This window comes from Paraburkholderia sp. 22099 (assembly GCF_052045835.1).
In the GTDB taxonomy this organism is placed as follows: Bacteria; Pseudomonadota; Gammaproteobacteria; order Burkholderiales; family Burkholderiaceae; genus Paraburkholderia; species Paraburkholderia terricola.
This window is the reverse complement of the sequence record NZ_JBQEPU010000003.1, coordinates 60,377-73,619: the sequence shown is the minus strand read 5'-3', so window position 1 is coordinate 73,619 and position 13,243 is coordinate 60,377. Positions and strand designations below refer to the sequence as shown.

The 13,243-nt window shown below is 66.3% G+C and carries 10 protein-coding genes; 7 read left to right on the top strand and 3 right to left on the bottom strand.

From position 1 onward, the window contains the following. Positions 1-41: 41 nt before the first annotated feature. The 5 genes from ACTJLC_RS04330 (at position 42) to ACTJLC_RS04310 (ending at position 7,133) form a co-directional block, all read left to right on the top strand. The gene (locus ACTJLC_RS04330; protein WP_083084489.1) at positions 42-2,276 is read left to right on the top strand and encodes a polysaccharide biosynthesis tyrosine autokinase; all 2,235 of its coding nucleotides are present in this window, start codon (positions 42-44) and stop codon (positions 2,274-2,276) included. Positions 2,277-2,380: 104 nt separating this feature from the next. Beyond that, positions 2,381-3,499: a GDP-mannose 4,6-dehydratase gene (gene gmd / locus ACTJLC_RS04325; RefSeq protein WP_083084487.1), complete on the top strand. Its 1,119-nt coding sequence runs from the start codon at positions 2,381-2,383 to the stop codon at positions 3,497-3,499. A 5-nt stretch (positions 3,500-3,504) separates the two neighbouring features. Next, on the top strand, positions 3,505-4,461 hold the full coding sequence (locus ACTJLC_RS04320; protein ID WP_310130422.1) for a GDP-L-fucose synthase family protein: 957 nt from the start codon (positions 3,505-3,507) through the stop codon (positions 4,459-4,461). 114 nt (positions 4,462-4,575) lie between these two features. After that, positions 4,576-5,718: a glycosyltransferase family 4 protein gene (locus ACTJLC_RS04315; RefSeq protein ID WP_073428142.1), complete on the top strand. Its 1,143-nt coding sequence runs from the start codon at positions 4,576-4,578 to the stop codon at positions 5,716-5,718. A gap of 80 nt (positions 5,719-5,798) precedes the next feature. After that, positions 5,799-7,133 (top strand): glycosyltransferase WbuB, encoded by a 1,335-nt coding sequence (locus ACTJLC_RS04310; protein WP_310130418.1) that lies wholly within the window; start codon positions 5,799-5,801, stop codon positions 7,131-7,133. Positions 7,134-7,164: 31 nt separating this feature from the next. Here ACTJLC_RS04310 and ACTJLC_RS04305 read toward each other — a convergent pair whose 3' ends face one another. After that, a complete protein-coding gene (locus ACTJLC_RS04305) occupies positions 7,165-7,623 on the bottom strand; it encodes a hypothetical protein (RefSeq protein WP_310130417.1) in 459 nt (152 codons plus the stop codon). Between the two features lie 193 nt (positions 7,624-7,816). On the opposite strand from ACTJLC_RS04305, the gene ACTJLC_RS04300 reads away from it, so the two are divergent. After that, the gene (locus tag ACTJLC_RS04300; RefSeq protein WP_073428139.1) at positions 7,817-8,437 is read left to right on the top strand and encodes a DapH/DapD/GlmU-related protein; all 621 of its coding nucleotides are present in this window, start codon (positions 7,817-7,819) and stop codon (positions 8,435-8,437) included. 165 nt (positions 8,438-8,602) lie between these two features. After that, positions 8,603-10,342: a GMC family oxidoreductase gene (locus ACTJLC_RS04295; RefSeq protein ID WP_310130414.1), complete on the top strand. Its 1,740-nt coding sequence runs from the start codon at positions 8,603-8,605 to the stop codon at positions 10,340-10,342. Between the two features lie 106 nt (positions 10,343-10,448). On the opposite strand, the gene ACTJLC_RS04290 is transcribed toward ACTJLC_RS04295, so the two are convergent. Beyond that, positions 10,449-11,663 (bottom strand): glycosyltransferase, encoded by a 1,215-nt coding sequence (locus tag ACTJLC_RS04290; protein WP_310130410.1) that lies wholly within the window; start codon positions 11,661-11,663, stop codon positions 10,449-10,451. Continuing rightward, entirely contained in the window at positions 11,660-13,147 is a 1,488-nt protein-coding gene (locus ACTJLC_RS04285) for a hypothetical protein (protein WP_310130407.1), read from the bottom strand. Before ACTJLC_RS04285 ends, ACTJLC_RS04290 begins: the two co-directional genes overlap by 4 nt. Positions 13,148-13,243: the final 96 nt, after the last annotated feature.

Sequence of the window (13,243 nt, the reverse complement as noted above, 5' to 3'; positions counted from 1 at the left end):
AATCTGGACCTTGAACCGCCGGGCTTTGTTGGGTGAACACTATGGCAATCAACTTCGAAAACCGCTATACGGATGTGTCCGGGCAGGATGAGCTTCACCTGTCCGACTATCTGCGCACGATCGTGCGAGGCTGGCGCACGATCGTCACGGTGACGCTCATCGCGCTCGCGCTGGGGTGCGCGTATGCGTTCCTCGCGCCGCCGACGTATCGCGCCGACGTGCTGTTCCACGTCGAGGACAAGACCGGCAACAACAACGGCAACGGCAAGGATTCGCTGCCGCCGCTCACCGGCATGTTCGACACCAAGCCTTCCACGGCGGCCGAGATCGAGTTGCTGAAGTCGCGTCTCGTCACCGAGGAAACCGTCAAGAAGCTGCATCTCGACATCACGGCCACGCCGCGCTATCTGCCGCTGGTCGGCGGCATGATCGCGGGGCTGGTGAACGGGCAATGGGGTTTCAGGCTGCCGTCGTTCATCAATCTGTCGGGCTATGCGTGGGGCGACGAGCGCATCGCGGTGTCGCGCTTCGACACGTCGAAGGAGATGTACGACACCACCTTCACGCTGATTGCGGGCAACGAAGGCGCATACGTGCTGCGCGACCGGAACGGCATCGCGATTCTGTCCGGCCGGGTCGGCGAGACCGTGGAAACCGATACCGCCGACGGTCCGATCGCGCTGCGCGTCGATTCGCTGGTCGGTGCGCCCGGCGCGCGTTTCGAATTGCAGCGCGCCTCGACGCTGAGCACGGTGGACCGCCTGCAAAAAGCGCTGGTGGTGGCCGAAACCACGCTGCAGTCCGGCGTGATTCGCGCGAGTCTCGAAGGCGGCGACAGCGCGTTGACCGCGGCGATCGTCAACAGCATGGCGCGCGAATTCGTGCGCCAGGACGTCGCGAGCCGTTCGACCGAAGCGGAGCACATGCTCGCGTTTCTCGATCAGCAACTGCCGGGGCTGCGCAAGGAACTCGACGAGGCGGAGCAACGCTACAACAAGTTCCGCAACACGCACGGCACGGTCGACCTCGGCGAGGAAAGCCGGCTGCTGCTGCAGCAGATCGTCGACAACAAGACCAAGCTGCTCGATCTGCAGCAGCAACGCGCGGAGATGTCGCAGCGCTTCACGGCGAATCACCCGTCGGTGGCCGCGCTCGACGCGCAGATCGCGGCCTTGCAGGGCGCGCAGGCCGCCATGAACCGCAGCGTCGCCGTGATGCCGGATACCGAACAGACCGCGTTGCGCCTGTTGCGCGACGTGCACGTCGACACGGAGCTGTACACCAACCTGCTCAACAGCGCGCAGCAACTGCGCGTGGCGAAGGCCGGCCAGGTGGGCAGCGTGCGCGTGGTGGACTTCGCCGAAGCGCCCGACGAGCCCGTGCGTCCGAAGCGCGTGCTGGCGATCCTGATCGCGCTCGGCGGCGGCCTCGTGCTCGGCATCCTGCTGACCTTCTTCAGGCGCGCGATGTACGGCGGCGTGGAGCGTCCCGACGAACTCGAAGCCGTGCTCGGCGTGCCGGTGTTCGCGGTGGTGCCGCGCAGTCAGACGCAGTTGCGCTTGCAGGAAAACGTCATGCTGCGCCGTCGCGGGCTTCACGTGCTCGCGCAACAGGCGCCGGAGGACATCGCCGTGGAAGGCGTGCGCAATCTGCGCACCTCGCTGCAACTGTCGCTCGATCATGCCGAGAACAACGTCGTGATGATCACCGGCTCGCGGCCCGACACCGGCAAGTCGTTCCTCTCGGTGAATCTCGCGGCGCTGGTGGCGTCGGCGAACAAGCGCGTGCTGATCATCGACGGCGACATGCGGCGCGGCGACGTGCACTCGCATTTCGGCATCGGCCATCAGCCGGGTCTGTCCGACGTGCTGAGCGGCGGCGATCTGGCCGCGATGATCCAGCGCAACGTGCTGCCCGGCCTCGACGTGCTCGCCAAGGGCACGCTGCCCTCGCATCCGTCCGAACTGCTGATGAGCAAGCGCTTCCAGACCCTGCTCGACGAACTGAAGCCGCATTACGACCTCGTGATCGTCGATACGCCGCCGGTGCTGGCGGTCACCGACTCGACGCTGATCGGCAAGTACGCCGGCACGACGCTGCTGGTGGTGCGCCACGGCCGCCATCCGCTGAACGAGATCACCGAAACCGCCAAGCGGCTGCGCAACGGCGGCGTGGCGCTCAGGGGCGTGCTGCTCACCGACGTGCCGCAGGAAGGCGCGTTCCTCGGCTCGGGCTATCAAGGCGGCTACTACGGGTACGACAGCATCGCGGGGTGAGGCGGCCCACGGTCGGGGGTCGGGGTCGGCCGTGTCGCGGTATGGGCATGGGGCATGGGGCATGGGTATTGGCATTACAACAAGCTCAACGAGGAGAACACTCAATGAAACGCAAGGTCGCGCTGATCACCGGCGTCACGGGACAGGATGGCTCGTACCTGGCCGAGCTGCTGCTCGCCAAGGATTACGACGTGCATGGCATCAAACGCAGGTCATCGCTGTTCAATACCGACCGGATCGATCACCTGTATCGCGATTCCCACGACCCGGAGCAGAGACTTTTTCTGCACCACGCGGATCTGACCGACTCGACCAGCCTGCTGCGCGTGATCCAGCGCGTCGAGCCCGACGAGATCTACAACCTCGCGGCGCAGAGCCACGTCGCGGTGTCGTTCGAGGAGCCGGAATACACGGCCAACGCCGACGGTCTCGGCGCCTTGCGGATTCTCGAGGCGATCCGCATTCTCGGGCTTCAGCAGAAGACGCGTTTTTACCAGGCGTCCACCTCGGAGCTGTACGGCCTCGTGCAGCAGGTGCCGCAATCGGAGACCACGCCGTTCTATCCGCGCAGCCCCTATGCGGTCGCCAAGCTGTTCGCGTACTGGACCACGGTCAATTACCGCGAAGCCTATGGCCTCTATGCGTGCAACGGCATTCTGTTCAATCACGAATCGCCCGTGCGCGGCGAGACGTTCGTCACGCGCAAGATCACCCGCGCGGTGGCGCGCATCGCGGTGGGCATGCAGAAGACGCTGTATCTCGGCAATCTGTCGGCGCTGCGCGACTGGGGTCATGCGCGCGACTACGTGGAGATGCAGTGGCGCATGCTGCAACAGGAGCAACCCGAGGATTACGTGATCGCGACCGGCGTGCAGTACAGCGTGCGTCAGTTCGTGCAGCATGCGGCCGCCGAACTGGGCGTCACCGTGCGGTTCGAAGGCACCGGCGTGGATGAGGTGGGCATCGTCGAAAAGGTGGAAGGGCGCGAGGTCAAGATGTCGCCGGGCGACGTGATCGTGCGTGTCGATCCGCGCTATTTCCGGCCCGCCGAAGTGGAGACGCTGCTGGGCGACCCGTCGAAGGCGCACGCCAGGCTCGGCTGGCGGCCCATCACGCCGTTCGGCACGCTCGTCAAGGAAATGGTGCGCGCCGATTATCAGATTGCACGACGTGACGCGCTCGTCACGCTGGCCGGATTCACGGCGCTGGAACATCACGAGTGAGCGCGATGAACAAACAGGCACGCATCTTCGTCGCGGGGCACCGCGGCATGGTCGGCTCCGCGCTCGTCAGGCGGCTCGCCGCCGAGGGTTATCCCAACGTCGTCACGCGTTCGCGGGCGGAACTCGATCTGATGGATCAGGCCGCAGTGAACCGCTTCTTCGAGGCGGAGCGGATCGACGTGGTGCTGCTCGCGGCGGCGCGCGTGGGCGGCATTCTCGCCAATGCGTCGCGGCCCGGCGAATTCATCTACGAAAACCTCGTGATCGAAACCAACGTGATCCACGCCGCGTATCGCGCCCGCGTGGAGCGGCTGGTGTTCTTCGGCTCCTCGTGCATCTATCCGAAGCAATGCCCGCAGCCGATTCGCGAGGAGTATCTGCTGACCTCGCCGCTCGAGCCCACCAACGACGCCTATGCGATCGCGAAGATCGCCGGCCTCAAGCTGTGCGAGGCGTACAACCGCGAATACAACACGCAATACGTCGCGTTGATGCCGACCAACCTGTACGGCCCCAACGACAACTACGACCTGAACAGCAGCCACGTGCTGCCCGCGCTGCTGCGCAAGGCGCACGAAGCCAGGCTGAACGGCGCGGCCAGTTTGACGGTGTGGGGCTCGGGCACGCCGCGCCGCGAATTCCTCCACGTCGACGATCTCGCCGCGGCCACGCTGTTCGTGCTCGAACACAACGTGACGGACGGGCTCTTCAACGTCGGCGTCGGCGAGGACCTGTCGATTCGCGAGCTGGCCGAAGGCATCTGCAAGGTGGTCGGCTTCGAGGGCGAACTCGCGTTCGACGCCTCGAAACCCGACGGCACGCCGCGCAAGCTGCTCGACGTCTCGCGGCTTACGCAAATGGGTTGGCGCGCGCGAATCGGCCTCGCGGAAGGCCTCGCATCCACGTATCGGCAATTCGTCGCAGCGCATGCCGGTTCGCTGCCCGCGGCGCTGCAAGCCTAGGTGCGCGCCGTGCGAAGCGAGCTCAATTTCCGGCTGAGGACGCGCCTCGCGACGCTGTGGGGGCGCGGCGCGCGCACCGCGCGGAGAGACGATCTTTCGAGGAGCGGCATAAAAATGACAGCGTCAGTCACGATCTTTCACAACGTCGTGTGGTCGCGCCACAAGGGTGTCGTGTTTTCCGCCCTGCATAACATTTCGGCATCCGGGGCGATCCGCTATTCGATGGTGCAGATCGCGGACACGGAGCACGACCGCGTGGGTTTTTCCGATGTCGACTATTCGTACCACCGCTATCCGATGCAAAAGCTGTTCGACGGATGCTACGAAGACGTGCCGACGCTGAAGATGATCGCGCGGCTCACGTGGGAAGTGTTGCGGGCCAAGTCCGATCTGATCGTGCTGCCCGGCTATCACCGCCCCGAGTACTGGGCGATGCTGGCGGCGTGCATCGTCACCGGCAAGCGGCGCGCGGTGTTTTGCGATTCGACCGCGCGCGACCGGCCCAAGAAGCTGCTCACGTCGATCCCCAAGCGCGTGTTCTTTTCGCTCTGCGACGGCTATTTCGGTTTCGGCGAGCGCAGCCGGGAATATCTTCTCTCGCTCGGCGCGAAACGCGACAAGATTTTCGTGCCCTGCCAGGCCGCCGCGCTGCCGGGTTCGTTTTCGCCGGAGCGCGCGCTGGTCGAACGGGTCGCCGCGCGTGCCGGCAATCCGCCCGTGTTCCTGTACGTCGGCCGTCTTTCGGAAGAGAAGGGCATCGGCACGCTGATCGAGGCGTTCGCCGGTTTGCGGCGGCGCGTTCCGGCGGCGCAACTGCGCATTGTCGGCACCGGGCCGATGGCCGACGCGCTGCACGCGAAGGTGGGCGAACTCGGGCTCGGCGAAGCGGTGATCTTCGCCGGCAGTTTGCAGGACGAGCCGCTCACGCAGGAGTATTACCGCGCGACCTGCATGGTGCTGCCGAGCCACAGCGAGCCGTGGGGCCTCGTCGTCAACGAGGCGCTCGCGCACGGCTGCCCGGCGGTGGTCAGCGAGAGTTGCGGCTGCGTGCCGGAACTGGTGATCGACGGCGTGAGTGGCTACGCGTTCATGGCGGGCGACGTCGCCGGCTTGCAACGCACGCTGTTGAAGTCGATGGAAGCCTTCGCCGATGCCGCGGGCACCGCCCATCGCTGCATGGATGTGATTCGCCGTTTCGATCCGCCTTCCGCCGCCGCCAATATCGCCCGCGGCTGCGCCTTGATGTTGCGCGATTGACGTTGCGCGACGGATGGCACGCATGACCGCAAGACGCGAGCATTGCGCCCGCGGAGCCCTAACACGTTCTGGCAGTCACAATGAAGATCCTCATCTACGGTCTCAACTACGCGCCTGAGCTGACGGGAACGGGCAAGTACACGGCGGAAATGGCCGCGCTTCTGACGAGCCGCGGCCACGAGGTCCGCGTGGTGTGCGCGCCGCCTTACTACCCGGAGTGGCGCGTCGCGGAGGGCTATGTTGGGTGGCGCTATCGGCGCGAAACGCGCGACGGCGTCGAACTGTGGCGCGCGCCGCTGTGGGTGCCGTCGCGCCCGAGCGGCGTCAAGCGGATGCTGCACCTCGCCACCTTCGCGGCGAGTTCGCTGCCGCTGCTCGCCTGGCAGGCGCTGTGGCGCCCCGACGCGGTGATGCTGATCGCGCCGACCTTGATGTGCGCGCCGGGCGCGCTGGCGCTTGCGCGCATGACGGGTGCGAGCGCGTGGCTGCATATCCAGGACTACGAGGTCGACGCGGCCTTCGAACTGGGTCTGCTGAAAAGCTCACGCGCCGCGCGCGTGGCGCGCTGGATCGAACGCGCGTTGCTGCGGCGCTTCGATGCGGTGTCGTCGATCACGCGGCAGATGAGTTCGCGCGCGGCGGCCAAGGGCGTGGATCGCTCGCGGGTGGTGTGCCTGCCCAACTGGGTCGACGTGTCCGCCGTTTTTCCGCTTGCGCGAGCGAGCGAATACCGAAGCTTGCTGGGCATTCCGGCCGGGCAGAAGGTGGTGCTGTACTCCGGCAACATGGGCGCGAAGCAGGGCATCGAAACGCTCGCCGACGCCGCCGCGTCGCTGGCCCGGCGCACCGATATCACGTTTGTTTTCTGCGGCAGCGGGGCCGCGAAAGAAAGTCTGTTCGAGCGTTGCGCGGGCTTGACCAACTGCATCTTCATGCCGCTGCAACCGGCGGAGCGTCTGAACGAACTGCTCAACCTCGCCGACATTCACGTGCTGCCGCAACGCGCGGACGCCGCCGATCTGATGATGCCGTCCAAGCTCACCGGCATGCTGGCGAGCGGCCGCGCGACGGTGGCGATGGCGCGCCGCGGCACCGCGCTTTATGAAGCGGTCGCGCCGCGCGGCGTGGTCGTGCCGCCCGATAACGTGAAGGCGCTGGCCACCGCGATCATGGCGCTGGCGAGCGACCCCGCACGCCGCGCCGCGCTCGGCAAGGCGGCGCGCAGTTATGCGGAGCGCGCGCTGTCGCCGGAGTCGACCCTACGCACCTTCGAGGAGCGGCTCGCGATGCTCTCGCGCAATACGCGCGGCAGGCGTGTGAAACGCGCCGCGCCGTCGTTCGCAGCGGGTCCGTCGAGCGCGGCGGTGCTGCGTCACGGCAAGCCCGCCACAGCGGAGGACGCCGCGCCGGAATGATCCGGCACGCGGCCCTGTCATGAAAGGCATATCACCACGGCGAACGATAGACGGGACGCTTGCCCGTCGCATACGGATCGGCGTAAGCGTTTCTCGCCGCGCCTTCGGGCAGCAGCGCTTCGGCGGCATTCGCACGTCCCGGTTTGGCGGCGACGGGCACCTGGCCGGCTCGAGGCTTGCCCTTGCCGGGCGCGGGCTTGCCGCCTCCCAGCACGGTCATGCGTCGTTCGTCGAGCAAGGTTTGTTGCGCATCGCCGGCCTTGCCGAGCGGCGCGTCGTCGAGGCTGTATTGGCGCGGCGCGCCGAGCAGTTTCTGCTCGCGGTCCTGGTGCTTCGCGCGCCGGTTTGCCGGGGCTTGCGCGGCGCCGCCGTAGCCGGCGGCGGCCGCCGCGGGAGCGGGTCCGGCGGCGGGCGCGGCGTTCTGCGCGAAGGCCGGCATGGCCGACGTTGCAATGGCGAGAAGCATCGAGATAACAGTGCGTCGAAGCATAAGGTCCATCGTATTCCCCAGCAGCAGGCAGTCGCGATACAGCTATCGTGCGCCAGGCGGCAGGCGGGCAACCGCCAAAACGCTTGCCCGCACGGCCAGCGTGCCGAGCCGGGTAACGAGCCGCAACATAATGCAGGCAATCCGGCGGCAAGCATGCACATGCGCGCCACCGCCGCCGACGGGGAGACAACTCATGGGTAAGGTCGCCGACGATCCGCGCATCGGCCGCAGGCCGCAAGCAGAAGCCGCGCGCGAGCCGGGCCGCGTGATCGATCTGAGCCTCGCGGGCAAGGGCAACTATCGCGCGAAGCGCGGCGTTCTGATCGAGCTGGTCTGGTTTGTCGTCGAAGCCTGCGTGATCAACAACAAGCTGCTGCCTTTCTCGTTCGTGCGCGTTGCGTTGCTGCGCCTGTTCGGCGCGAGGATCGGAACGGGCTGCCGGTTCGTGCATCCGTTGCGCGTGAAGGCGCCGTGGAATCTGCAAGTGGGCGATCAATGCTGGTTCGGCGTCGACGTGTGGATCTACAACCAGGCGCCGATTCGCATCGGATCGAATGTCTGCATTTCGCAGGGCACGTTCCTCAGCGCCGGCTCTCACGACATGAGCACGACGATGGATCTGCGCGTCGCGCCGATCGTGATCGAGGACGGCGTCTGGATCACGTCGAAATGCGTGGTGCAAATGGGCGTGACGATCGGCCGTTCAGCCGTGGTCACGCCGTTGTCGGTCGTGCACCGTTCGCTGGAACCGGAAGGCGTCTATGGAGGCAATCCTTGCCGCTTCATCCGCAAGCGTTTCGATTCCGTGAGCTGAACCACAGACTTAAAACCGCAGCGTCGATACGCTGAGGAGACCCAGGACGTGATCGCGGACAAGCCGTGCCCGGTCACGACATACACGTGATTGACTTGCAGTCGCCGGCCGGCGAGAGCCAGTCACGCACTCCAGAAACGCATGCATAAAGATCGGGAGCCGTGGATGTTCATCGATACTCGCACAGTCGAACCAAACACAGTCATTGAAACGACGGTCTGCATCATCGGCGCGGGGGTGGCCGGCATCACGCTTGCGCGTGAAATGTCGAAGGCCGGTGTGGATACCTGCATGCTCGAGAGCGGCGGATTCGGACCCGACGACGAAACCCGCGACCTGTATCGCGGGGAGAGCGTCGGGCTTCCCTATGCGTTCGCCGACGGTTCGCGCAGCCGCTACTTCGGCGGCAGCAGCAACTGCTGGGGCGGATGGTGCCGTCCGCTCGACCCGTGGGACTTTGAAAAGCGCGACTGGATCGCGCATAGCGGCTGGCCGTTCCGCCTCGACGAACTGGCGCCGTATTACGCGCGCACGCATGAACTGCTGAAGCTCGGTCCGCAAAATTTCGACCCGGCGTACTGGGAGCGCGAGATCGGGCGCGATGACGTGCGGCGCATGCCGCTCGCCACCGGCGACATGCGCGATACCGTCGCGCAATTCAGTCCGCCCGTGCGCTTCGGCAAGGCGTATCGCGAGGAATTGTCGCGCTCGAAGCGGGTGCGCGTGTTTCTCTACGCGAACGTGCTGAATATCGACGCCGACGCTCAGGGCACGACGATTTCGCGGGTGCGCGTGGGCACGGTCAGCGGCCGCAGGATGACGGTGTCGGCGAGAATTTTCGTGCTGGCGACGGGCGGCATCGAGAATGCGCGCCTGCTGCTCGCCTCGAACAACGTGCAGGCCGCGGGCCTCGGCAACGCCAACGATCTGGTGGGCCGCTATTTCATGGATCATCCGCGAATGATGTCGGGCAAGGTGCGCTTTCGTCCGGGCATCGCGCGCAACAAGCTCTACGACATCAAGTATCACTATCAGAACGCGGCGGTCTCGGCGCACGGCACGAAGATCTCCTCGCAGTTCGCGCCGAAGCAGGAACTGATGGAGCGCGAGAAGCTGCTGAATTCGCGCGTGTGGCTCTATTCGCGCTGGTACGGCGAAGGCAGCGCGGGTTCCGAGGCGCTGATCCGCTGCAAGGAAGCGCTGCTGCAGAAAGATCAGCCGGGCCGCAGCCTGAAGGCGGACATCGCGACCATGGCGATGCGCCCGATGCAAACGGTCGGTTACGGCCTGACGCGACTTTTGCAGTGGCCGGCGCTGATCACCGGCGTGACGCTGCAGGCGATCGTCGAGGCGGTGCCCGATCCCGATAGCCGGGTCACGTTGTCGGCCGATCAACGCGACTGCTTCGGCATGCCGCGCGTGAGGGTGGCGTGGCGTCTCGGCGAACAGGTGCAGCGCACCTTCGACAGAACCTTCGCGCTGCTCGCGCAGGAGTTGCAGATGGCCGGCATCGCGGACGTCGAGCTCGATGCGCCGCTCGAAGGCCGGCCGTGGCCCGCGAAGCTGGAAGGCACCTGGCATCACATGGGCACGACGCGCATGCACGATTCGCCGCGCGAGGGCGTGGTCGATCGCGATTGCAAGGTGCACGGCATCAGCAATCTGTATGTGGGCGGCAGTTCGGTGTTTCCGACCGTGGGCGCGAATTTCCCGACCATCACGATTGCCGCGCTGGCGCTGCGTCTCGCGGGGCATCTGGTGCGGCAGCTCGATGTGCCGGACGTCATCGGCACGACGCGGGCCGAAGCCGCGAACAGCAGCTTGACGTCGGCTCACTCAGCACCGGAAGTCGACACGCTGCCGATCGCGGCCGCCACATTGACGCCGTTGATGAAGGAGCAGTGAGGCGCGAAGGAAGCCGTTGATGGCGCGTCATTGACGCGCCATCAACGTTTCCGGGGGACTGCTGCGAGATTCGATGAGGCGAGGCAAGCTCGCGTGAATTAGCGGATTAGCGGCTCGGCTGCGTGGCTTCGTGCAGCGCGGCGAGCGGGTTGTCGCGCACGTCCTCGGGGCCGCCGCGGGTTTCGAGCAGGGCGGTCAACGCGCTGACCATCGTTTCGATCCTGAAGCGCGCATTGAACGTGCGGACCGCCTGGGCGCGCATGGCCTCGCGCGCCGCGTCGTCGAGTTCGAGCCAGCGCAGCAGATTCTTTTCCGTTCCCGCCGCCGTGTCGGCGGCGACCATGCCGGCGCCGTCCGCCTCGATTTCGCGCCATACGTTGACCTTGTCGGAGATCAGCGCCGGCAGTCCGCAGCCGAGCGCCTCCGCCACCGCCACGCCGAAGTTCTCCTGATGCGACGGCAGCGCGAACACGTCGCTTGCGTGAAAAGCGCCCCACTTCAGATCGCCTTGCAGCATGCCGGGAAGACTCACGCGCTGCGCGATGCCCGCCGCCTCGGCCTGGGCGCGCAGCGTCGCGACCCAGCCGGTTTCGTCCGGCCCGGCGATCACGAGGTGCAAGGCCTGATCGCGGCTGGCGATGCGCGCGAACGCGTCGATCAGCAGATCGCAGCCTTTCTTCGCATGCACGCGGCCGAGAAACAGGACGATGCGCTTGCCGCGCAGGCCGGGCACAGCGGTGAGGAAGGCTTCGCGCAGCGGCTGCGGGTCGAGTGCCGGCACGGTGGTGCCGAACGGCACGATCCGTTCACGCGCGCGATACAGCCAGAACGATTGGCGCGCCCGCGTGCGCTCTTCTTCCGTCGTGAAGATGACGGCGCGCGCGTCGCGCAGCACGCGGTACTCGGCCCACGGCCAGTACAGCCACTTCTTCAGATGCTTGAGCGGATACGCTTCCTTGAACCACGGATCGAGCATGCCGTGCGCGTACACGTAATACGGCACCTCGCTTTTGCGCAGGGCCTTCCAGGCGGCGAGGCCGTGGTACTGCCACAAGCCGTGCACGATGACCGCGTCGAAGCGGCCAGCGTTCGCGGCGAGCCACGGCGCGAGCCGCTCGCAATAGCTGTAGCGGTTGCGGGTCGGGCCGAACACGTGCACCGGAAACGGAAACGCCGCGAGGTAGGCGTCGCCGGGCGCATCGCAGGTGGCGACTTCGATCTCGTGTCCGGCGTCGCGCATCGCCATGCCGCTGCGGCGAACGCCTTCAACCGGACCGCCGGCGCGTGGATCGACGCTTGCAAGCAGGTGGAGAATTTTCATCGGGCGATAGTCGGTCGGTTGGAGCGTTGCGTGGGCGACGTGCGCGACACCAGCGCGCCGAATTCGCTCGCGCCATGCGCTGTCGAACGCGATACGCCGAGCGTGGTCGCGAGATCGGCGCGGCCCATGCCGGGTTGGATTCGTCCGGGCAAGTCAGGCGGCGTGGCGAGGCGCATCTGCGGCGGCTTGCGCACGCGTTTCGCGCGCGCCGGCAGCGCGCGTTGCAGGCGCGCGTGCGTGGCGATCATCAAGCCCAGGCCGATGCCGAAGATCAGCCCGGAAAAACGCGGCCCGAGCGGATTGCCGCCGATCGACGTCGCGGGCAACGCGGCGAACAGCATGATGGCGCGTCCGAGCACCGGCAGCATCGGCGCGTCCGGCACGACCGAGCGCCAGTAGCGATACGACAGGAAGCAGATCACGAGCGCGGCGAGCGACGCCAGCGGCATGCCGATGCCGAACAGCAGCCCGCCCGCGAAGAATTGATAGACCCAGAAGTTATGGCCCGCGGCCCATTCGTTGATCGCGTAAAAGTCTTTCTCGCTCATCTGGCCGGCGAGGTCCGGCAGGTAGGCGGGCGAGTAGCGGTAGTAGTGGCCGTAGCCTTCGCCGAACAGCAGCGTTTCCGGCGAGGCCGTCACCTGGTCGAACTGGTCGCGCATTTCGGCGAGACGGGTGATGGTGGTGGGGTCCTTGCCGGAGACGGTTTCCTTGGAGGCGAAAATGCGCTGAGCCCAATGTTCCGCCACGGTCGGCATGCTCAGTACCGCGATGCCGGCCACGCCGGCCAGCAGCACGCCCGCCACCATGCTGCGGCCGACCGCGCGCCAGATCTGCCGAATCGACGGCGCGCTCAGCGCCATCGCGATCACGAACAGCAGCGCGGTGCCGACCAGCAGACTGCGGGTCACGCTCAGCAATTCGATGACGATGCTCGTGGCGAACACCGCGACCGTGACGAAACTGAAGCGCCGCGCGACGACGAATTCATGCAGCAGCACGCCTTGCAAGCCGAGCAGCGTGACGGAGATGATGCGATAGCGCACGTCCTCGAGGCCGCCGCCGGTCGCCATGCCGTAGCCGAAGGTGAAGGCGAGGCTGACCACGTTCGCGACGAACACGGCTTTCTCGAACTGCGCGATTCTGAACTCGCTCCACGGGCGGCACGCGACGAGGTAGCCGAGCATGAAGAGCCCGAACGGCAGCAGCACGCGCAGGTAGTTGCCGGTGTCGTTGTCCTGAACCAGTTGAGCGACGACGCTGCCGAGCACGCAGAGCAGCACGCTCGCGGTGACGGCCGAGCGCAGCCGCGAGCGCTCGTGAAAGCGCGGCGCGATCAATGCGAGGGCGAGGCCCGCGGCGATCGCGGGCAGAACGAAGACGAACTGGGCGAAGTGGCCCGTGTTCGCATCGGTGGCCTTGTAGTCCAGCGCAAGCGGTAAGACGAAAAACCATATCCAGGGCGTTGCGTACTGATGGCGCATTGCTTGATTCCTCCCCGTCGCCGTCGATTCGCCGTCGGTCTGCTGCTAACGGTCTCACATCGGTTCATTGTGCGGGAATATCCCCGCCTGCCAATT

Bases quoted from the DNA above. Each gene is read 5' to 3' on its own strand.
- gmd (WP_083084487.1), top strand. From the start codon at position 2,381: ATGAAACGCAAGGTCGCGCTGATCACCGGCGTCACGGGACAGGATGGC.
- ACTJLC_RS04290 (WP_310130410.1), bottom strand. From the start codon at position 11,663: ATGAAAATTCTCCACCTGCTTGCAAGCGTCGATCCACGCGCCGGCGGT.
- ACTJLC_RS04320 (WP_310130422.1), top strand. From the start codon at position 3,505: ATGAACAAACAGGCACGCATCTTCGTCGCGGGGCACCGCGGCATGGTC.
- ACTJLC_RS04285 (WP_310130407.1), bottom strand. From the start codon at position 13,147: ATGCGCCATCAGTACGCAACGCCCTGGATATGGTTTTTCGTCTTACCG.
- ACTJLC_RS04295 (WP_310130414.1), top strand. From the start codon at position 8,603: ATGTTCATCGATACTCGCACAGTCGAACCAAACACAGTCATTGAAACG.
- ACTJLC_RS04305 (WP_310130417.1), bottom strand. From the start codon at position 7,623: ATGCTTCGACGCACTGTTATCTCGATGCTTCTCGCCATTGCAACGTCG.
- ACTJLC_RS04315 (WP_073428142.1), top strand. From the start codon at position 4,576: ATGACAGCGTCAGTCACGATCTTTCACAACGTCGTGTGGTCGCGCCAC.
- ACTJLC_RS04300 (WP_073428139.1), top strand. From the start codon at position 7,817: ATGGGTAAGGTCGCCGACGATCCGCGCATCGGCCGCAGGCCGCAAGCA.
- ACTJLC_RS04310 (WP_310130418.1), top strand. From the start codon at position 5,799: ATGAAGATCCTCATCTACGGTCTCAACTACGCGCCTGAGCTGACGGGA.
- ACTJLC_RS04330 (WP_083084489.1), top strand. From the start codon at position 42: ATGGCAATCAACTTCGAAAACCGCTATACGGATGTGTCCGGGCAGGAT.